The 18,583-nt window shown below is 43.0% G+C and carries 22 protein-coding genes; all 22 read right to left on the bottom strand.

Translation table 11 applies throughout. The annotated features are described in order from the left end of the window. Positions 1–712: 712 nt before the first annotated feature. A complete protein-coding gene (locus QNM16_RS09160) occupies positions 713–1,150 on the bottom strand; it encodes a hypothetical protein (protein ID WP_284020199.1) in 438 nt (145 codons plus the stop codon). 9 nt (positions 1,151–1,159) lie between these two features. Next, entirely contained in the window at positions 1,160–2,641 is a 1,482-nt protein-coding gene (locus QNM16_RS09165) for a hypothetical protein (RefSeq protein WP_284020200.1), read from the bottom strand. 9 nt (positions 2,642–2,650) lie between these two features. Further along, on the bottom strand, positions 2,651–2,869 hold the full coding sequence (locus tag QNM16_RS09170) for a hypothetical protein (RefSeq protein WP_284020201.1): 219 nt from the start codon (positions 2,867–2,869) through the stop codon (positions 2,651–2,653). A gap of 8 nt (positions 2,870–2,877) precedes the next feature. Further along, complete coding sequence (locus QNM16_RS09175) at positions 2,878–4,068, bottom strand: hypothetical protein (RefSeq protein ID WP_284020202.1); 1,191 nt, start codon at positions 4,066–4,068, stop codon at positions 2,878–2,880. Beyond that, complete coding sequence (locus QNM16_RS09180) at positions 4,068–6,050, bottom strand: DUF4815 domain-containing protein (RefSeq protein WP_284020203.1); 1,983 nt, start codon at positions 6,048–6,050, stop codon at positions 4,068–4,070. Before QNM16_RS09180 ends, QNM16_RS09175 begins: the two co-directional genes overlap by 1 nt. An 8-nt stretch (positions 6,051–6,058) precedes the next feature. Continuing rightward, positions 6,059–6,538 (bottom strand): hypothetical protein, encoded by a 480-nt coding sequence (locus tag QNM16_RS09185; RefSeq protein ID WP_284020204.1) that lies wholly within the window; start codon positions 6,536–6,538, stop codon positions 6,059–6,061. A gap of 159 nt (positions 6,539–6,697) precedes the next feature. Further along, positions 6,698–7,552, bottom strand: a complete 855-nt coding sequence (locus QNM16_RS09190) for a phage tail protein (RefSeq protein ID WP_284020205.1) — start codon at positions 7,550–7,552, stop codon at positions 6,698–6,700. Beyond that, on the bottom strand, positions 7,537–8,376 hold the full coding sequence (locus QNM16_RS09195) for a baseplate assembly protein (RefSeq protein ID WP_284020206.1): 840 nt from the start codon (positions 8,374–8,376) through the stop codon (positions 7,537–7,539). The genes QNM16_RS09190 and QNM16_RS09195 overlap by 16 nt, the downstream gene beginning before the upstream one ends. Positions 8,377–8,428: 52 nt before the next feature. Continuing rightward, positions 8,429–8,722: a tail fiber assembly protein gene (locus tag QNM16_RS09200; protein ID WP_284020207.1), complete on the bottom strand. Its 294-nt coding sequence runs from the start codon at positions 8,720–8,722 to the stop codon at positions 8,429–8,431. Continuing rightward, positions 8,723–9,691, bottom strand: a complete 969-nt coding sequence (locus QNM16_RS09205) for a hypothetical protein (protein ID WP_284020208.1) — start codon at positions 9,689–9,691, stop codon at positions 8,723–8,725. Positions 9,692–9,753: 62 nt separating this feature from the next. Continuing rightward, complete coding sequence (locus QNM16_RS09210; protein ID WP_284020209.1) at positions 9,754–10,668, bottom strand: hypothetical protein; 915 nt, start codon at positions 10,666–10,668, stop codon at positions 9,754–9,756. A 3-nt stretch (positions 10,669–10,671) separates the two neighbouring features. Then, positions 10,672–11,226 carry a phage tail-collar fiber domain-containing protein gene (locus QNM16_RS09215; RefSeq protein ID WP_284020210.1) on the bottom strand — a complete coding sequence of 185 codons (555 nt, stop codon included), beginning with the start codon at positions 11,224–11,226 and terminating at the stop codon, positions 10,672–10,674. Between the two features lie 16 nt (positions 11,227–11,242). After that, the gene (locus QNM16_RS09220; RefSeq protein WP_284020211.1) at positions 11,243–12,049 is read right to left on the bottom strand and encodes a phage tail protein I; all 807 of its coding nucleotides are present in this window, start codon (positions 12,047–12,049) and stop codon (positions 11,243–11,245) included. After that, a complete protein-coding gene (locus QNM16_RS09225; RefSeq protein ID WP_284020212.1) occupies positions 12,042–13,073 on the bottom strand; it encodes a baseplate assembly protein in 1,032 nt (343 codons plus the stop codon). The genes QNM16_RS09220 and QNM16_RS09225 overlap by 8 nt, the downstream gene beginning before the upstream one ends. A gap of 353 nt (positions 13,074–13,426) precedes the next feature. Further along, on the bottom strand, positions 13,427–13,783 hold the full coding sequence (locus tag QNM16_RS09230; RefSeq protein ID WP_284020213.1) for a hypothetical protein: 357 nt from the start codon (positions 13,781–13,783) through the stop codon (positions 13,427–13,429). Between the two features lie 11 nt (positions 13,784–13,794). After that, positions 13,795–14,382 (bottom strand): hypothetical protein, encoded by a 588-nt coding sequence (locus QNM16_RS09235; RefSeq protein WP_284020214.1) that lies wholly within the window; start codon positions 14,380–14,382, stop codon positions 13,795–13,797. A gap of 108 nt (positions 14,383–14,490) precedes the next feature. Continuing rightward, the gene (locus QNM16_RS09240) at positions 14,491–14,952 is read right to left on the bottom strand and encodes a hypothetical protein (protein WP_284020215.1); all 462 of its coding nucleotides are present in this window, start codon (positions 14,950–14,952) and stop codon (positions 14,491–14,493) included. A 14-nt stretch (positions 14,953–14,966) separates the two neighbouring features. Next, positions 14,967–15,743, bottom strand: coding sequence for a hypothetical protein (locus QNM16_RS09245; protein ID WP_284020216.1), 777 nt, complete (start codon positions 15,741–15,743; stop codon positions 14,967–14,969). A gap of 61 nt (positions 15,744–15,804) precedes the next feature. Then, a complete protein-coding gene (locus tag QNM16_RS09250; RefSeq protein ID WP_284020217.1) occupies positions 15,805–16,074 on the bottom strand; it encodes a hypothetical protein in 270 nt (89 codons plus the stop codon). Between the two features lie 9 nt (positions 16,075–16,083). After that, on the bottom strand, positions 16,084–16,638 hold the full coding sequence (locus QNM16_RS09255; RefSeq protein ID WP_284020218.1) for a phage tail-collar fiber domain-containing protein: 555 nt from the start codon (positions 16,636–16,638) through the stop codon (positions 16,084–16,086). 25 nt (positions 16,639–16,663) lie between these two features. Next, positions 16,664–17,674, bottom strand: coding sequence for a phage tail protein I (locus QNM16_RS09260; protein WP_284020219.1), 1,011 nt, complete (start codon positions 17,672–17,674; stop codon positions 16,664–16,666). 2 nt (positions 17,675–17,676) lie between these two features. Next, complete coding sequence (locus QNM16_RS09265) at positions 17,677–18,513, bottom strand: baseplate assembly protein (protein WP_284020220.1); 837 nt, start codon at positions 18,511–18,513, stop codon at positions 17,677–17,679. Positions 18,514–18,583: the final 70 nt, after the last annotated feature.

The raw sequence follows: 18,583 nt of genomic DNA on the forward strand, positions 1-18,583 counted from the left end.
TGCCTCATACAAAAAACGCCAAGTGCTCGTTTATCGTAATAAAGAAGCTAAATGGCGCTTTAATAGTTGGGCAATTTGTCAGCTTAGTATCAATCAGAAGCTATTTAAGCTTTTCTCAAGCTTAGGTCTATTTTACTGATTTTAAGGCTTAGAAACAGGTCATTTATGACCGCCTTAAAACCGTTAAATTCGTGCCTCATACAAAAAACGCCACTCGCTAATTTATCGTAATAAAGAAGCTAAATGGCGCTTTAATAGTTGGGCAATTTGTCAGTTTAGTATCAATCAGAAGCTATTTAAGCTTTTCTCAAGCTAGGTCTATTTTACTAATTTTAAGGCTTAGAAACAGGTCATTTGTGACCGCCTTAAAACCGTTAAACTCGTGCCTCATACAAAAAACGCCACTCGCTAATTTATCGTAATAAAGAAGCTAAATGGCGCTTTAATAGTAGGCAATTTGTCAGCTTAGTATCAATCAGAAGCTAATTAAGCTTTTCTCAAGCTTAGGTCTATTTTACTGATTTTAAGCATCTCGAACAGGTCATTCCTGCCCTATACGCAACAATTAAAAAGAAGCTTAAAACTCAATAAAAAGAAACCCGCTCGGCACGGCTAAGCGGGTTTAGGTTGTGGAATAACAAGTCTGTTGCTTTCTCAAGCAACTTTGATACTAACCCGTTTATTGGGAATAAAACGGGTCATTGCATCAAATTTATAATGAAATATTTACATCAAAAGTAAATTCTTTCAATTCTTCGTACGTTGATATATCCGCAAGAGCCTGTTCTGCTTCATCACTTGCTAAACGAAGCTGCTCGCGCTGTGACAATAACTCTGCCAGATGCGCTTTGCTCAAACCCATCTCAGCTTGATCGCCAGCAAGCTCAGCCATCAGAAGGTGTTCCTGCGCTTTTTGTACACGCCACTGCTCATCATTAAGCTTGTTAAATACGGCTTCTTTAATCGCTGCAAGTTGCTCTGCTTTATCAGCTTTAAGCCTTTCCTCTGCTAGAACGATTTGCTGCGCCTGATACGCTTGTTTAAAATCCTCAATCGAAGTATTGTTCCAAGCAACGCCTGTTTGAGGGTGAACCAACCAGTAATTTCCATCAATTTTCATGCCTTTATCGGCAAAATATTCACAACTCATGTTTTCTCCTTAAAATGCACGACAAGTGCGGCCAAGACCATACTGATTATAGGTGTAATGTTCATTCAAAATACCCGCGCCAGAATATGGGTTAATGCAACTAATTGCGCCGCCTAAAATACCGCAGTCATAGCCAGCGTGGTAAGGTCTTGCTCGATATGAATACATACCAAGCAGCTCACCAGACATACTTTCCAATACAACTTTTACTTCTGCATCAGGGGAGTATGTACCATTGGAGTTTTGCGCTTTATAATGACCTGCACTACAACTAAAAAAGTAATTAATTGGTTCTAAGCGCCTTTCGTGGGTAAAGCGATAATGCGCACTGCATTTGTTTTCGCCCATTTTAGTCACACCATTATATCTACCAAAATAGCCATAATAACTCACACCGTAGCTACTCATTGGCGTTTCAGTATGATTGTAGGAATGAAAGCCATTTGAATGTTGTAAGTTATGATAGATAAATTTAACAACCGTAAAATCTCCGGCGTCCACATAAGCTTGCAACTCTTCACTGTTAGCTATCGCTGTATTTGTTACAACATTACCATCGCGGTACTTCTCTACTAACACTGAAGTACCTTCATCAACCATAACTAAGCAATGTTTCGCATTGTCATACAACACACCCACTTCGTTATAGCTGTGCGAAGTCATCGTACTGATACCAAACTGATCAGTTGCATCTAAGTTTTGTTTAGGCTTAGTAATTGACGTAAACCCTGATGACTTACAAAATACACCACCATAGTTTGCCACTGCTGTGGTCTGTGAGTCTTGTGTGCTATAAACAATTTCATACTGTATGTCAGCTGCATTGTTTTTACTTGCCAGCGGCAAATAAGCACTTGTACCGTAATAATAAATTTTACTTGCTGGGTTTTGCTCAAACGCCGTTGTATATATAAAGCTGGTATGTGTAGTCGTTTTCTCAGCTCCATTTGCACTTAGCTTTAAGTATTCCAGTCTGCACTGCTCAGTATCAGCGTTATGCGAGAACCCAGGTCTCACTACAAAAGTTTCACCACTATTATCATACACAGCGAAAACAGGAGTTGCTCTTCTAAAATTGGCATGTGAATTCGGCGTATCAATTGGCGTCATAGCCATCAAAGGGCGGATCTGTAACGCATTATTAGAAGCCTGAAGGCCCTCCACTCGATTTAGGTTTGGCGCCATTGAATCTAACAAATCTAATTTGCTAGACTTAGTATCGAGTGTTGTACTGGTTTGGGTTAGAGAGTCCGTCGCTGACTGTAACGCAGCCCCGGTAGACTGTGAAACTTGCTGTAATGTCGATGCAGCATCATTAATGTGTGATTCTGCAACAGCAACAACGGCTTGTTCAAGTTTTGCATTGTCGGTTAACTTGGTGATTGCATTACTTACTAATGCTTGTTCTTCGGCTGTAAGTGGCTGAGTGCCTTCCATATCGGCAACTAGCTTATCTACCATGACTTGCACGGCATTTTGAATACTCGCCATAATGTCCTCTTATAAAGTTAATAGTGTTTCGCCGAGTAGCTGGTTAAGCTTTACTCGTCTAAGTTTCTCGTTCAGCAGCATGTCTTGTTGCTGGTCAAGATTGGTTTGCATATAGAGCAGCTGATCAATATCTGTAATCGCTTGGCGAATCCGCTCTACGTCTTGCTGCAATAAATTGTCGGGATGTGGGAGAGGTAATGCATAAGAAAGGGTTTTATCGTCTATCATACCTCCTCCTAAATTGAGAAGGTTCTAAGGGAGCGCACTCGGGGTCTATCTATATGCGTACCAGACAACACCAACTTCACACGTGCTTGTGACTCACTCAGGTTAGAAAACTCATAGTTACACAATAGCCAACCATCGCCCTGAGGTTGTGTGGTTTTCAACGGTATATTTACCCATTGGCCTTGCTGCTGGATAAATACATCTACTTTGGCCGTTCCTGGAAGCTGACCTTCAAAGCTTACTTTTAAGCTGCCACCCACTTGGCATGGAATAGCACGAGTTACATAGTCAGCTTCGTTACTCACTTTACCCAATGCAGTTTGCACACTGTCAAATAGCACCGGTGTTTGAGTTTCAGTCCCTGTGAGTCTTGCACTCACTTGTAAAGGCTCTTTGACCTTATTAGCCAAACGCAATGCTTGCCATTCTTGAAGATTAAATTGGCCTAATTGGGCACCGCTGAATTCAAAATGAAGTTGGGTTTCACTGCTAGGACGCTCAATCACTGCCATTGCTAAAATATCACTATGCTCGTCCAACTCTACTTGACCAAGTGAAACTGTCTGGGCAGTTTGTGTAAAGCGCGCAGCTTTCAAGCGAAAAGTTAAATCGCGATTTTGATGTGGAGTCCACGTCGAAGCATTACTCGATGACAATAATACGCCGACTTGATATGGTTGAGTCGTAACCCAACCACTCTCACTATCAAACTTACCGAGTTCCGCAATCGCAACTTCGTGATCAGGGTCGTCGGTTAAAACTACAATGGCATATTCTTGTCCTGCATTGAGAGAAACTGGGTCAAATTCAAACAAAGTAGGCTCACCATTCAATTTAAACATGCTACGTTCAAGTGACGCTTCGGCTAACACGGTTTGATTGGGAATACCTACCTCAGTTTCGCGGATTTGAACGCGGACTGGTTTATCCCCTCCTATTTTTTTAAACCACAAATCAACACCCGCAATAAAGCGTCTTTGTGGCAAAGTGAACGTTTGTGCTAGAGGATCAAAACGTACCGTTGTGATCGTAGTAATACGGCGCGCAGTTTCACTGACTATGGTACCGCTGCCCGTATAAGTTGCCTCACCAAATGATCCCTTGGCTCCCTCAAACCTGACCGTTTTACTTCCAACAGGAATATTTTCTGGAATATAAAAACGGCCGCTTATGCGGCCGTTTGGATCTGCGTTAATCATTATGTCTCCTCTGGCGTGACCGCAATACCATCAAAAATTACACGTGCTAATACTTCACCTTTGCCAAATCCAGACAAGGTAAAGTTAACCCAACGTCTTCGTAAAAATTCTGCACTTCGTGTCGTACGACCAACAACTTGTGTTTGTGTTGATTGTGTTGTGCGAGAGCGCCACCCACCGCCTCTAGTGAAACGTTGCGTTATTGGGCTAGTCCAACTACGCTGTGTCTGAGTCCAGTGGTCCAGACTTGGCGTTAAAGTAATGGTTGCCGGGATCGGCTCTACTGCTTGATAAGGGTTTATCTTCATGCTGCCTGTTTGCTTAGGCTGCTCAAGTACATTTTCTAATTCATAAGGTAAGGTCAGCAGGCCGCCGTTAGGTACTGGCAACTCTGCAACATCTGCACTGAGCGGCAATATCAGCTCACCATCAACAATAGCAGCCGTTTGTGTAATGCCAGCATCACGCATGTCGTCATCAATAAACGGATCAACAAACACCCCATATTTACTGGCTGGATCTTGGCTATTAGCATCATTGCGAAGACGTTCTATTGCCAATAACTGGTACAGATCTCCAATTTGATTTTGCATTTGTTCCAACTGTGACATCGAAACTGCTCGTACAGCTAAGTTCTCAATCGCAGGTGCTTGGTCACTCAACCAAGATTGTGTGACTTGTGCCAATGCTAAATGATGTGCCGGTGCTTTAGGCGCCGTAGGGAACTGATGCGCAGCTTGCCCTTTGATCCGCTTGATGTGGCCATAGCGGTCAAGCACTATCAAATCAATGCGTGGACGGTGCCACTGATAATCAATTGTCACCAATGTATTATCAACAATGACACCACCATCAGCCAACTGCCTATCAAGATTAAAGCCATACTCATCAAAGTCGAGCATGAGCTGTTTTCTATACCGATAGGTTACCTCATATTGACTTCCGCCTGCGGGCTCTTCGCCACTAAGCTGCCAACTTATATGGTTACGCAAAAAGATAAAGTCCGCCCCTTGAATATAGGTCGTACTTTCTTGAGAGTTTGTATCCCCTTGCGTGATACTCAAGATCTCCAAAACCGAATCATCCGGCAATAAATCTTCTCCACCAGCAAGTTGACCACGCGTCAGTTGAGTTGTTTTTTCGACGGTTACATTAACTTCTTCTACCTGTTTGACTGGAAAAAAGTCAGTATCAATACGCATGATACCTTGGCTATCCGATTGGAAAGTCTTAGGCTCTTCTTTTACTTCACCCACATCAGGATCATAGTCAAATTCAGCAGTTCTAGACGTTGCAAATGCTACTTCATACCCCTCAATATGCGCTTTGCCTTCTTCTAAGCTAAAGCTTTGCACTGTTTGGTCTGCACCTCGGTAGCTTAAAGACATACCTTCAACAACATAGCTCCCCCCATTTGACTCTCTGTCATAACGGGCAAGAGCTTGAGTCACAGCGTCTAACTGCGGCGGTGGCTGTTTAATAATTAACGTACCCTGCTCTACTTTATGTACAGGATAAAATGCATCATCTGGACCAATGGCATCACTCAATAAGCCCCACTGACAAACTTGCTGAAGGCGCGCAGCGCCTGGTTCATCAAAATTAATAGCATCAACAGCGGGATCTCTAAGGCTGGGATCTTGCTCTTCAGTCACTACATTGTGGGTCAACCAAACACCAATATCGACACTTCCAGTCATATCGATTGATACCACACTGCTAGGCACAGGCCGAACTTGGCCTGCAATATACACTTCACCTTCAGTCACTAACGCGGTAGCAAGCTTTGTATCAATGATCACTTCGCCACCTTTGACCAAATCACCATCTTTTAAAAGGACATCTGCTACGCCCTTTAGTTGGTGATTAACTTGCGACTGTAAGTCGTTGAGCTCTCTACTTTGCAGACCCTTACCTGCCCTGAACAATAAACGTTCATAACCAGAGTCCGCATGAAATTTTTCATAGTAATCGTCAAGCATAAACACCTCTAAAAGCTGACAACAAATTCAAAGCTTTCTCGTACACCTTGCTCACGAATAAGCGGAGCGCGATGCTCAAGAAGCATTAAAGTACCGGGATCAGCTACTTGATCAGGCGTTAGATACACTAAACCATTAGGTAACTGAGCATTGGCTTGTAGACCTGACATTAAGCCAAGTTCACGCACGGTTTCACCTGCACCATCAATAAAATCAAATGTGAATTCACAGTAAATATGCTGCGTTGGCTCTGAAGACAAGCTAAAGCGGCCACCTTGAATAAAGATGTCACCTTGAGCATCGGGGTAACAAAACCCGACCTTTTTTGCTTTACGATAACCTATTGGTGCTGCAAGTGATGTCGCAGCAATAGGTTCGGCCGGTGGTGTCTGCCACTGAGACTCTCCACGTCCCCAAGCCAAATAGATTGGAGTTTGTGCAATCGTTTGAGCGAGCATAGTTCGCCCTGCACGGGTAAGAATAGCCAAAATATTTCCTTATCAGCCTTCACTCGGTCCATTTATCGCCACTCACTTAATAACCGTATGTCTGTGATTGCCATCCTAGGCCTGACGTCACTATCCTTAAAACACGCACAGAGGTGTGCAAATCAACCAAGTTCAGGGTTCATTAAAAGTTAAAAAGAATTAGCGATTTTTTTGGTGTGCAATCACCACTTGAGGCGATTGAGTTGCAGACCAACTACTCGCTTGCCAATGACCAAACCATTGCGCTTGGTCAAGAGAGTAAGCACGACTAGACTGGCGACTGTGCACAGAAGTCGCACCAAATTGATGTAATAGCGGCTCACTCAGGCGCAATACGCCTAAGATATCAGAGGTATAACTACGCCAAACACTATTGTGCTTGCGCGTTAACCCGCTGTGGGCATGACCACTAAAGCTAAATTGATTTGGGTGAGTTCGCTTGGTACTTATCCGGAGTATCTTGCCATTTTGAAGCTGATGCCTAAATCCAGAGTGATCACTTAACAACATGCCAAAAGGCTTTGCTGACAAAGTAAGCTCTCTAATATCAAGTTGATAAGTAACTCGCGTAAGCTCACTTCTGGCGGGCGCGCTGAGCTCAGCTAATTGAGACATGCGCTCAACATCATTTAAACTGGGTAGCTGTTCAAGGTGACATTGGTAACGGTAAAAATGGCGATAAGATTCAGACTCTTCAACACCTTTAAGTGAAAAGCCAAGCCATCCATACGCCATTTCAAGGCTTTTTCTCGTCCCTCGGATCCGCTGCCATGCCAAGCCTTGCTGTAACACTTGGTCAAGATCATCTAGGTAAGGAACCAAAGCCCCTAAGCCATACTCCCAAATAAGCCAAGGTAGCAAAGATTGTTTAGGATGAGATTTAAAGCCACGTAATAGCGCAATGCCATCACCTAACATCAACTCTAACTGCCCATGTTTTACTACAGCCGCTTGCAAAGTGCTTTGGTTATAAGGCAACAATACGTCGCTATTGGTATCTAGGTTATGAGACATAATTGAATTTGCCCTAGTTGAGCATATTGATTGGACGCGATATCAATCAAACTGTCAGGCGTATGTATTTCAACATGCTTTACGCCTTCAACATGCAGCTGAGCACTCAACCAACTCGGCGTCATTGCAACACCTAGCGCCATGGCATCTTGCCAAGCTGCACGTAACTTACCTTCAAGCTGAGTAAATACCCAATTAGGTACATTGTGCTGTAGATAAATATCGGCTTTCACATCAATAGGCACTTCTTCAGCATGGTTTACTTCGACTTGGTCAGTCAGAACCTTAACTTGATCACTTAATATATACTCTCTCACTTGCTGTAAGAGAGCATCGGCAGAGTGCGCATCTTGAAACAAAATAGATACTCGAACACGTCCGGAGGCAGGGCTATCCACTTCTACATCACGAATAGCATTAGGGGCAGCGGTGAGCGCTGCATTACGGTAATGATCTTTGCTACCAGCGGTACTGGAGGCCAGAGTTTTTTGCCGAATGCGAAGACGGTAATTACCGTCTTCTTCACCTTCGGCACGCCCCAGACCATAAAATACACCAAGCTGATCTAAATCACCGCCTTGCGCCGTCGCTAATAAATTAGCATACGCCGCTTCGTTAATACGCTGGCGCAACAACAGCTCTCGATAGCTTTCCACTTGTAAACATACTGTAAGTGGATCACTTTCGAGTTCTAGTGCATCTGCGTACTGAGGTGCTATAGATTTAAACCTTTCCTTACGGGCTTGATATATACGTTCATAGTCCAGTGGCTCAATGATATCTGGCGCTGGGAGCGCAGAAAAATCAAAGTACTGGGAGTTCATAGGGGATCTCTAGGTGGGTTTTATAAATAAAATTTAAGCTTTATACTGAAACTTACGGAGATACAGGCCACTCGATGTCTTGTGGCTCAACCGTTTGAGCAGGAATATCACGCAACGCTTGACGATAATCAAGCCACGCTTGTTTTTGCTCTGATGTCATATCGACGTCTGTAATTTGTGTCCAGTCACACTGAGCAAGCAATTGATTGCGCTTAACTCTAGCGCCCTCCCAAGCTTGGTTTAACAAAGACTCCTGTATTATAGATTCAGGAACCCCCTCAGCTAACAATGCATCTGTATTGAAGTTAATATATTCAATATTGTTGTAAGTTAATGAGATATCCATTTAAAGTACTCCATGGAAATGAGTTGTATTATTGGCTTGAGTAAATTTAGTTTGTGTTAAATCAGTGCCATCATTCCAAACTCGAATAATGTCGCAGACCTTACCCGTTTCCGTGCTTCCGACCTGTTTACAACCATGTTTAGTACAAGACAAGTAACGCCCTTGATGTGACCAAGAGCCGGCCCCTAACCACGCACAATTTTGTTTAGAAGTAAACCATCCTGGGTTCGAAACTCTGTGAAGCTCACAACCTACAAAAGTCACTGAAATGTTGCCAATACCAACACCTTCTGGATGTACAATACAGTCATAAGTTTTAAAAGTAGTATGGCTAAAATAAAAACCGATATCTCCCATATCGCTATTATAACTTGGAATATTAAACATCCCATGACGATAAGGTGCAGCAGTTGCGCCTTCCAGTATTTCTTGCTCTAAAGTCACAGTGCGAACCCTGATATTCGCTCCAGCTGACAACCTCATTGGTGCAATATAATGGTATGACTTATCATCATATTGCTTGTGAAAAGCCCTAAATTTAATTTGGCTCGTTTCTTGATTTGAACCTTGAATAGTCAAACCACAACCAACTGGGATCATGATAGTAGACCCCCAGTAACACGTTGTATTTTCTGGAATATTTACTTTCACATTTTGATTACCAGCTTCAAACAGCTCATGTACTTTTGGCGCAATATCAACTCCAGATTCAGCGTTTAATTGTGCATCAATGACAGCCCCCGACCCTTGATACTTTCGATTGGCGGTGTTCATAAATGTATTAAAGTTGTTCTGAGAATCGATGAACTTTGTATCTAAGGCGCTCTTTGCTTGAGCAACTTTTGTGTCAATATCCTGCATTTTACCAATCACGGTCGCAGTCAACTGTTCGTTCGCAGACACCAACTCACCATTAATCGAATACAGCTCAGTGAGCTGCTCTTCAAGCGTTTTAGCTTGTGTAGCCATAAATATTATCCTTAATTTAAATTAGAAATATAAATAAGTAATTGGAAAGGGAAACTATTTGATTAGGCGCTTGCTGTAACCGGTGGGGCAATGTGATTTAACCCCGTTACTTTCGAGATCAAGTAACATCCAGGTGCTAGCTCAGCACCCGGATTAGACAATTGATCACAATGCATATCAACGTTATTAAATACTGCCAATACGGCACCGCCCACTGGAGCTGTATCCAAGCGTATATGTGGCATGGGTTCATAAACAGCTTCACCTGCAATATTGACTACTTTCGAAGCAAATACGACATTACTCATTGATAACAAGCCGATTTTGCTAAACTTAGCGTAATTTGCTGCAACAAAGTAAGGAAAGAACTGACCTGACGTACTTCGATGAAACACCACCACTGGGTAGGTTGTAGTATCACTACACAATGAATAAGTTGCTTTGCCTAAGTTTTCAAATAATCGATTTCCCGCCATCAAAATGGTTTTTTGGAACTCGCCAAACAGTTCAAGCGAAATAGATGCATTGTCACCACTGGTATTAAATGCAATAGCACCTGAAAAATGCATTTTCAAGCCGGTGGATTGCCAATCAGCTTGAGTATACGTATTAAAAATAACAGTGCAGTCTGGGACCAAAAGAGTCGATGAAACATGCTCAACATTATTTGCAGCCAGCATAATGCGAGCAAAGCAGCCTGGTATGAGTTTAGCCACTGCGGCTTTTATCGTATTTAACGGTGTTTGCGCACTTAACCCATCGTTGCTGTCGCTACCAACTGCGCCATCAGCATTAACATACAAAGTCTGCTCCAATGTATTTTTTATTTCACCGCCCACTTTGGAAAACGCTGTATCAACTTTAGTATCAACATTCTGTAACAGATGATTGATGTCACTTGTCAACTCACTACATCGCTGAACCAAAGTCGCATTGTTATTGGCAAGCTCTGCTACGCTCTTAGATAAACTAGACATTACCTACCCCTCTAACTTTAAAAGGCGATCATTAAAGTGAATCTGCCTTAAATTAGATTGAATTTGTGCTGTGAGCGCTTTGGTTTGTGCAATGGTCAACGCAGCAAACTCATCGGCATAATATAGACTCAAATCGCCCGTAACATTAAAATCTAAGCTTTGGGGCGGAACAGCTGTTAAAAGCAAATCGAAACCTTGCACAATTTTTGCGATTGGGGTTTGGAAAAACAGTACATTTTCAGGGTGAGACCAGATTGCAAACAAAGTCCGTTGACTTTCTTGTTCATGATCGTTTAAATAAAACCCTACTTCTTTGACAGCATATTGCTTATCATCAGTGAACTCTGCAGTCACATGGAACTGACCATTACCAACTACTTCAGCACCCGATACTGATGCTGTATTTTTTTGACTTTTCAACGCCGTTTGATGTCTATCAGGTGTATACCCTGAATCACCAACAGCGATATGACCAATTTGAATTTTAACCCCTTGTTCAAGGGCACTGACCGCCGCATTTATCCCCTGCTGGGTCACAACAGGCGTATATACATTCATAATTTGTACCTCAGATTTATAAATTAAGCGTGATATTTTGCATTAAAACGGTATAGGCACCGCTCGTGATTGAACTTTTTGATATGTGTTGTGAATTTGGAGCGTCTTTAAAGAGAGCATTCGATAACGATGCCGTAACTGCAGTAGATGCCACTCTCACTTTGCTTAAGCTAAAGTCAAAACTTGGCTTATCCACTAATTTCGGCATATTTAAACTGACGCTCTGGGTTGCTGCAAAATTGCAAATATTAACTGGTGCAAAATTAAATACTGGATTATCTCGATGCAAAGCGGCTTGCATCAAGGTGCTTTGCCCGCCACCGACAGCTTGAACTTCCGTATGTAAGTTAACACCAATATTAAAGTCAATATGAGTGCGCAGAGGTTTAGTCGCCACCACAGAGTGCCACATTTGCGCCTGTAACTTAGGACTCAAAAATGTGCTGCCATTACTATCCAGATTCTCATTAGCAATGGCTGATAATTTCGCACTATGAGGAACGCCTCCATACTGCCACCACTCTTGTAGTTCGACTTTCGCGTTAAGCACCTTTAATGCGTTATTTACCGCGCTCACAGTTCCTTTGTATCTGTGTCTTGGCACACTATCCGCTATCACTTTACGCTGCACATGCTCAGGCCATCGACTATCCCAAACATCAACACTTAATGCATCCGCCAACCAAGGCAAGAATGCGACAGGGCATTTCCAAGGGTCCCATAACTGCTCGGTAGTTACGGGAATATCTAATATACGGTCACTGCAATGTTCAAGCGCAAGCTCTAACTCAGTGGTACTCCCTTGCAACGTATAGTTAGACATGCTCCTCTCCCAACGAGATAATGGCTCGAGAGCAAAACGCAGCCTGATGCGCCTGCACGGCAATATCCCACTGCGGCACCTGCAGCTCAACTCGCTGCACTCCCTCTCGATGTAAGACCGCATATAAACCAGACAGAGAAATGTCATGGCCCAATTTATGGTGTTCAGCCAACCACGCCGCTAAACTTGCTTTGGCTTCCTCAACCAGTGCAGGCCCATCCATACCTGGATAAATATGTAATACCGCATCTAGTTCAAACTCGATGATATCTGCAGATTTAATATGCACTCTATCAGTCAGTGGTCTCACATTTTCCTTGTTTAACTGCGTTCTGACTTGCTCCATTATGTCGGTCGTTGCGTGACCATTTCCTTGACTTGTAAGCAGCGTCACCACCACATCTCCTGGTACAGGCTCTGACGGTTCAGCGCCTGACAATACTTCTGGCGTTAAACCTGCGTCATATGTACACACCAGTAGCCGTGCACTTGGTGGTAGTAAACTCGATACTTGCTCCGGCAGGTCGACATACGCAAACTCAGGCGCATCTACAAACACATCCTTGACATATTGCGAGCCCTTTAGTGCATGAAATGCATATGCGCCTGCGGGGCCCGCGGTGCTGAATCCTTCCAGCGCAAGTGCAATACGTTCACGATACCGCTCATCACTTTCATAAATAGCGGCTTTAGGTGGTATCTGTGTATTGTCAGCTGGCTCTAATACTGCGCGCGCAACTTCAAAGCGATTACCCAAATAATCAAGCTCGCTACTTGTAGCATGAGCAAGTAATACGCCATGTGCACTATCATTAATACGCTGACGCAGCAATAACTCCCTGTAAGCAAATGACTCCACTAACTTAACCACCGGATCACTGATTAGGTTAAGCTCTGCGTCGGGAAAACGTGTTTTAAAATCATCTAAAATCTCAGCCCTAATCTTTTCAAAGCTTAGTGACTCAATGAGGTTTGGCGCCGGCAAACGGCTGAGATCTATGGCGCTAAAGTTTGTCAATGACATAACTAAGCTCTTAAATTGATTATTGAAAAGTGCCTGCCGAACTAGTTCAGGCAGTGTATGAATTGGTATAAGCTTAATACTTTGAATGGCTTGCTATCGAGTTATAAATTAAGCACCGCTAGCAAAGTTGTTTTGAAACCTGACATATTTGATAGCTTTTTAAAACTCAGCCAACTTTCAACAACGATTTGATAAAGCCTTTTCCCCAGTGCTATGTCCGTAACTCGAATACCAAAAATACTTAGCCTTGGTATCAGCAATTTTGATGTAAATACACTCCTTTACCCACCTTCAAAATATCCAACCCACCTAATAAATGGGCTGGTTTATTTATCGTTCAGTACATTGATTTTTTACAGTAAATTACTGACACCATGAGCCCGCGTAAGCGCTTCATCTAACGCTGCAGTCTGACCTTTTACTTGATAAGGTAAATTAATCTCGCCACTGGCTACTTTTCCTTCAACAGCACCAATGATATTTTTTAACGACTCAGCTGATGACTTTATTTCTTCAAGGGAATTGGCTGCCGTTAATTTATTGACAAAAATGCTCAGCTCATAAAGTAATATGTGGGTTACATCTGAAGTAGAACCCAATAAACTACCATCATCAGCAACGCGATTATTTATTTTCTGTCTAGTAGAGAGACGTTGATTTGCATGGCTTATTTGGTTTTCTACTTCTGTTGATAGTTTTTCTGCATTCATGACCTATCTCCTTATAGTAAAGCTTCTGGGTTATCGATTATTTCTACATCACCTTGTTTAAGTAATGTGCCATTACCCACTTTCAACGCATTAACATTTAAAGTAAGGAAGTACTTGTTTTTGAATGACAACCTGAGATAAATATGATTATCTTTGCCAATATAAGATGCTGGCTCATGTGACCCTAAACACTGTACATTTAAGTGCGTCTGTGAGTTTGTGTAACAATAGCCGACAAAAGTAGCATCTATGATACGTGGCTCATTTTCATTATCATGGGCTGCACCATAAGCGTAACCTTCAACGGTTAGATGGTACATTGCATGGTCCCTGTCAACTCTATAGGGAAGCTTGATATGAATATTTGTAGGGCCGACTTCAGTTACGAAATAGTCAGCAATTGACATACTTTTCCTACCAAATACTCTGGTATTTGCCAATGACTCATCAACTCTTGCAATCTCTCTTGATATCGTTGTATTGACCTCAGCAACTTTGTTATTTACTGTCGTGTTAATATCTTCAATTTTTGTATCTACGATGCCAGTTAGCTGCTCTGCTGCACTGACTACATTTGCAATGTCTTGCTCTAAAGACATAATTTACCTCCAATTTAAAATAAAAAAGCCCACCAAATGGTGGGCTTCACGTTTGCGTTTTTTAACTCTGCATCAACACGGTGTGCTCAGAACCGTGTAATGCCTGACTTACTTTGCTTTAATAACAGTATCAACGCCGTTTGCACGCGTCATAATATCTGTCATCACCGCATCTTGACCTTTGGTCTGATAAGGAAAGCTCAGCTCACCTGCTGCAACTTTTGTTTCAATATCGCCAATTGCCGCTTTAAGTGATGTCGTAGAAGTACGCATCTCAGCTAAGGTGGATGCATCGCTTAATTTATTCACAAAGCTACTCAACTCATTAAGTAACATATGAACTGTGTCTGACGTTGTGCCCAGCAAAGACTCGGTATCAGCTACTTGCTGCTCAATAGATAAACGTACATCATCACGGCTCTTTTGCTGTGCTTCTTCAACTGATAATTCGACTGAGAACGTGCTGCCTTTACCAAAGTTTTCTTCAACCAATTGAGCTACAGCGTACTGCTCCATACCGGCATCAAAAAACTGCTCGACCACTTGTCCATTTACGATTAATTTAGCCATTTAATTTTTTCTCCTTATGCAATCACGTCGTATGCAGCGTCACCGATGTAAGCAAACTGACCCCAAGATTTATCCAAAGGTACATGACCTGTCACAACCGCTGGCAGTGCAACCTGAATAACGCCTGTTTGATCAGCCGGTAAGTTTCTGCCTGGCACATAGGGGTGGCAATGCGTATAGTGATTTCGACTATTGTGGTGAATATGAAGTCCGCATACTTTGGCAGGCTCTCCGGCTTTAAGACCGTGACACCAAAAGTTTGTAGGCACAGGTCCACGAATGTGCTTAACAATGGCACCTGCTGTTATATGCGTTGGCCTTCTTAAGTACTGATACATTAAATAGGCATCGACATGGCTGCTATCACCGCCTCGGTTCGGTGCATATTCCAGCTCCCAAATATTGAAGTTTTGTGCAAACCACTTTGTATCTGAATTAACGGCTTTGAGGAACTCTCTTGCCAATGGCGTACGCTGATCAGCTTCTACACCCGTTTCAACCTTTTCTAGCAAAGTCGCTTTTGTTACTAAGCCACCAGCCCAAGCTTCTGGGAAGCTACCAGCTTGATTTGCCACTAAGGCTTGGTTTTTTGTCACGCGAAAATGTGACTGGCGCTCTTCATAAGAGTTCAGTAAGGCATCAGCGCTGGCTAGATGGGCATCCACCTTGGTTTTAGTCTCAGCCACCGCGGTGTTTAATTTGTTCGTGATTTCACTGATCTGATTATCAACGGTTGCTGTCAGCCCTTCAGTGGCCTCAACAACGCGTGTGATATCTTGTTCTAAAGACATTTACATTCTCCATTTATGCAAAAAGCCCGCTTAAAGCGGGCTTTTTAAAATCTGTTTTGAATTATTTTTCATGAAATTTAGGATAACGCGCCTGCACAAACTTTCGCGCATGGAGCCATGCTTGTTTAGCATCACATGCTTGTTGACTATGCTCGCCATATTCAGCCTTTGCCGCCAAATATTTGAACGCTAAACCATCACTTTGTTGTTGGTAGCCCAAAATGCGAGCCGCCTGACATTGCGCTTGTTGCTGCAGTGCTTTCGCTTCTTGCATCAACTTAAGGGCTTCCTCTGCTAATGTTTGTGCACGCTGGTTATCTACTTTTTTCATGAAATTTCCTTACAAAATACCTTTGTCAATTAATGCAAACTTTTGTTTTAAATGACGATACATATTCATGATCTGTGAACGCGCCATTTTGGCAAGCTCAGGGGCTATCAAGATATTAAAATCGACCCCTTTATCAATAATGGTGATAGCATCGCCCGGTACACCTGTCAGTGTCAGGTCAAACGCCAATAACAGATCAATATCATTTGATTTATACGCAATCGGATCTATTGCTGAATAAACAGCAAATAACACATGACGTATTTGTCCGTTTACTTCTTCTTCAGTATAAAAACCGACCTCGTTGACAAAAAATCCGTCATCCGCCACTTTAGAGTCGTCGCGTACGGTTAAGTGAAGCTGTTTATTTGCTTCATCATATTCTGCACAGTCAATATCCAGACGATATCGCTCTGCTTTCAGATTGGTGGTGTTTTCATCCACTTGATGCACACCTGAGCCAATCCCGATTTTGGTGATTTTGGCTTTAAAGCCATTTTGCTGTGCTCTGAATACAGCAGCCAGTCCCGCTGACGTGATCACCGGTTGTAAAATCGTGCTCACTATTGCACTCCTTGTTTATCAAAATTTACGATGCAGACACTGCATTGAAGTACAAACGACAGACCGTCGTTTGCTTTGCGCTGTTTGACATAGCGCCCGTAAGACGGCCGCTAAATTCAATCAAACGCGAAGGCATGGTTTGATCACTGCGTATATAGGTCCTAACAACTTGGCCTGACCCAGTAGAGAGTGCCGCGCCAAACCCGAGTTTGGCACCCGCTTTTAACTTTCGCTCACTGGCAGTGTTGATGCGCTGGCGACTAACCAAAGGCACCTTTTTTCTAATAACAAGGGCGCAGCCTGTTTGAGCTGATGATGTGATCTTGCGCTCAGAAGAAGAGGCTGCATAATAGCGAGAAGAGGCTGTGCGATGCCCAGAAATAGCACCAGCGATTGAAAGTGTATTGCTGCCCGCACGTTCTTTAGTGTGCGGCATAACCTTGGCATAAAGTCGACTTGAGGCAAAACCGTGACCACTGGTGGCCGCAGCAATTGGCGACGACATCTTCATGCCAACTAAAAAATCAAAATGTGCCCGTTGAGGCTTGGTTTGGTTAGTCACACGATGTATCGCATCATACAGCTTTTGGTCAAGCACCACAGCGCGACTGGTATAAGGCACTGCGTTTGCCCACGCAATAAACGTAAACGTATGTGGCTCGCCACTGTGATGTGGCGCTATATAAACATCATCGATATCTTCAAACCATTCAAAAAACTCTATTTCTAGACCGAGCGATGCCAGTGCGCGTTTAACCGCGCCCACCGTCCCTTTGTGCTTATGCACAGATACAGAGTTAGCTATCATTGCCCGCTTGGTTTCTACAGGCCAATCTTCTTTCCATTCATCAACCGACAGCGCCCATGCCAACCATGGCAATAACGCTTCAGGGCAAGTCAACGGGTTCCACTGCGAGCCAATATAGTCAGGGATCACAGTTGTAGTATTAAATTGCTCACGTGTATGTGATAACTGCTGCTCAATTTTTTTTTCTAATTGAGTCGTATTGTGAGGCAAGAGTGACTTTTCGCTCATAGTTATGCCTCATCGGGAAATTGTAAATTAATATTCAAGCTATATGCTTGATTAACCGCAGGCTGTAAGTCTTCCGTGGGCGTCAATAACTTCACTTTTCGCACTCCTGGCTGATGCAATGCATCAATGATACCCGAGTGAGGGATCTCTGAGCCTAACTTACAATGCTGGGCAATAAAAGCATCGAGTGCCTGCATAATCGCCAGTTCAACTTGTTGCTTATTAGCGCCAATATTTAAATAGATTTGTGCACTCAGCGTCTCAATTGTTGGCATTACCCACAGGGTGACAACTTTGTCTGTAATAGGTCTAATATCTTCGTCATTAAGCCTGTTATCAATATCTGCTTTAATTTCGTTGGCTTGCGATTGTGTCATGGTATCTATCAGCGCATATATATTTACATAGCCGGGACTATCCGAGTCTACATAAACATCTCTAATTTTATCGTTGGCAGAGAAGGTATGATATTCATATGCCCCTTTAGTACCAGCCATGCTATAGCTCTCTAACGATAGAGGGATTCTTTGGCGATAGCGTTCATCACCTTCATTTTCGGCGCGTCCAATGCCAAACAAAGCACCTAAATTATCTAAGTCGCTGCCTTGCGAAAACGCCAACATCACTGATTTTGCCGCGTCATTAATCCTTTGTCTGAGTAAAAGTTCGCGATACGACGCAACTTCAATTAATTTAATCGCTGGATCAGAGGCTAATAAAGCATGATCCGGCAACTTTTCGAGCAGAGCCTGCTCCATTTGCTTATAAATCTCATCATAACTAAGCGCTTCAATAACCTGAGGTGGTGGCAGTTTAGCTAATTCGATGGCTGTACTCACAATTCGTCTCCTGATAATACGTTTGCGCACGAACGCACATGCAATCTCATAGCTTGTGCACATGAATTTA

This window comes from Pseudoalteromonas umbrosa (genome assembly GCF_030125375.1).
GTDB lineage: Bacteria > Pseudomonadota > Gammaproteobacteria > Enterobacterales > Alteromonadaceae > Pseudoalteromonas > Pseudoalteromonas umbrosa.

Bases quoted from the DNA above. Each gene is read 5' to 3' on its own strand.
- QNM16_RS09160 (WP_284020199.1), bottom strand. From the start codon at position 1,150: ATGAGTTGTGAATATTTTGCCGATAAAGGCATGAAAATTGATGGAAAT.
- QNM16_RS09165 (WP_284020200.1), bottom strand. From the start codon at position 2,641: ATGGCGAGTATTCAAAATGCCGTGCAAGTCATGGTAGATAAGCTAGTT.
- QNM16_RS09170 (WP_284020201.1), bottom strand. From the start codon at position 2,869: ATGATAGACGATAAAACCCTTTCTTATGCATTACCTCTCCCACATCCC.
- QNM16_RS09175 (WP_284020202.1), bottom strand. From the start codon at position 4,068: ATGATTAACGCAGATCCAAACGGCCGCATAAGCGGCCGTTTTTATATT.
- QNM16_RS09180 (WP_284020203.1), bottom strand. From the start codon at position 6,050: ATGCTTGACGATTACTATGAAAAATTTCATGCGGACTCTGGTTATGAA.
- QNM16_RS09190 (WP_284020205.1), bottom strand. From the start codon at position 7,552: ATGTCTCATAACCTAGATACCAATAGCGACGTATTGTTGCCTTATAAC.
- QNM16_RS09195 (WP_284020206.1), bottom strand. From the start codon at position 8,376: ATGAACTCCCAGTACTTTGATTTTTCTGCGCTCCCAGCGCCAGATATC.
- QNM16_RS09200 (WP_284020207.1), bottom strand. From the start codon at position 8,722: ATGGATATCTCATTAACTTACAACAATATTGAATATATTAACTTCAAT.
- QNM16_RS09205 (WP_284020208.1), bottom strand. From the start codon at position 9,691: ATGGCTACACAAGCTAAAACGCTTGAAGAGCAGCTCACTGAGCTGTAT.
- QNM16_RS09210 (WP_284020209.1), bottom strand. From the start codon at position 10,668: ATGTCTAGTTTATCTAAGAGCGTAGCAGAGCTTGCCAATAACAATGCG.
- QNM16_RS09215 (WP_284020210.1), bottom strand. From the start codon at position 11,226: ATGAATGTATATACGCCTGTTGTGACCCAGCAGGGGATAAATGCGGCG.
- QNM16_RS09220 (WP_284020211.1), bottom strand. From the start codon at position 12,049: ATGTCTAACTATACGTTGCAAGGGAGTACCACTGAGTTAGAGCTTGCG.
- QNM16_RS09225 (WP_284020212.1), bottom strand. From the start codon at position 13,073: ATGTCATTGACAAACTTTAGCGCCATAGATCTCAGCCGTTTGCCGGCG.
- QNM16_RS09230 (WP_284020213.1), bottom strand. From the start codon at position 13,783: ATGAATGCAGAAAAACTATCAACAGAAGTAGAAAACCAAATAAGCCAT.
- QNM16_RS09235 (WP_284020214.1), bottom strand. From the start codon at position 14,382: ATGTCTTTAGAGCAAGACATTGCAAATGTAGTCAGTGCAGCAGAGCAG.
- QNM16_RS09240 (WP_284020215.1), bottom strand. From the start codon at position 14,952: ATGGCTAAATTAATCGTAAATGGACAAGTGGTCGAGCAGTTTTTTGAT.
- QNM16_RS09245 (WP_284020216.1), bottom strand. From the start codon at position 15,743: ATGTCTTTAGAACAAGATATCACACGCGTTGTTGAGGCCACTGAAGGG.
- QNM16_RS09250 (WP_284020217.1), bottom strand. From the start codon at position 16,074: ATGAAAAAAGTAGATAACCAGCGTGCACAAACATTAGCAGAGGAAGCC.
- QNM16_RS09260 (WP_284020219.1), bottom strand. From the start codon at position 17,674: ATGAGCGAAAAGTCACTCTTGCCTCACAATACGACTCAATTAGAAAAA.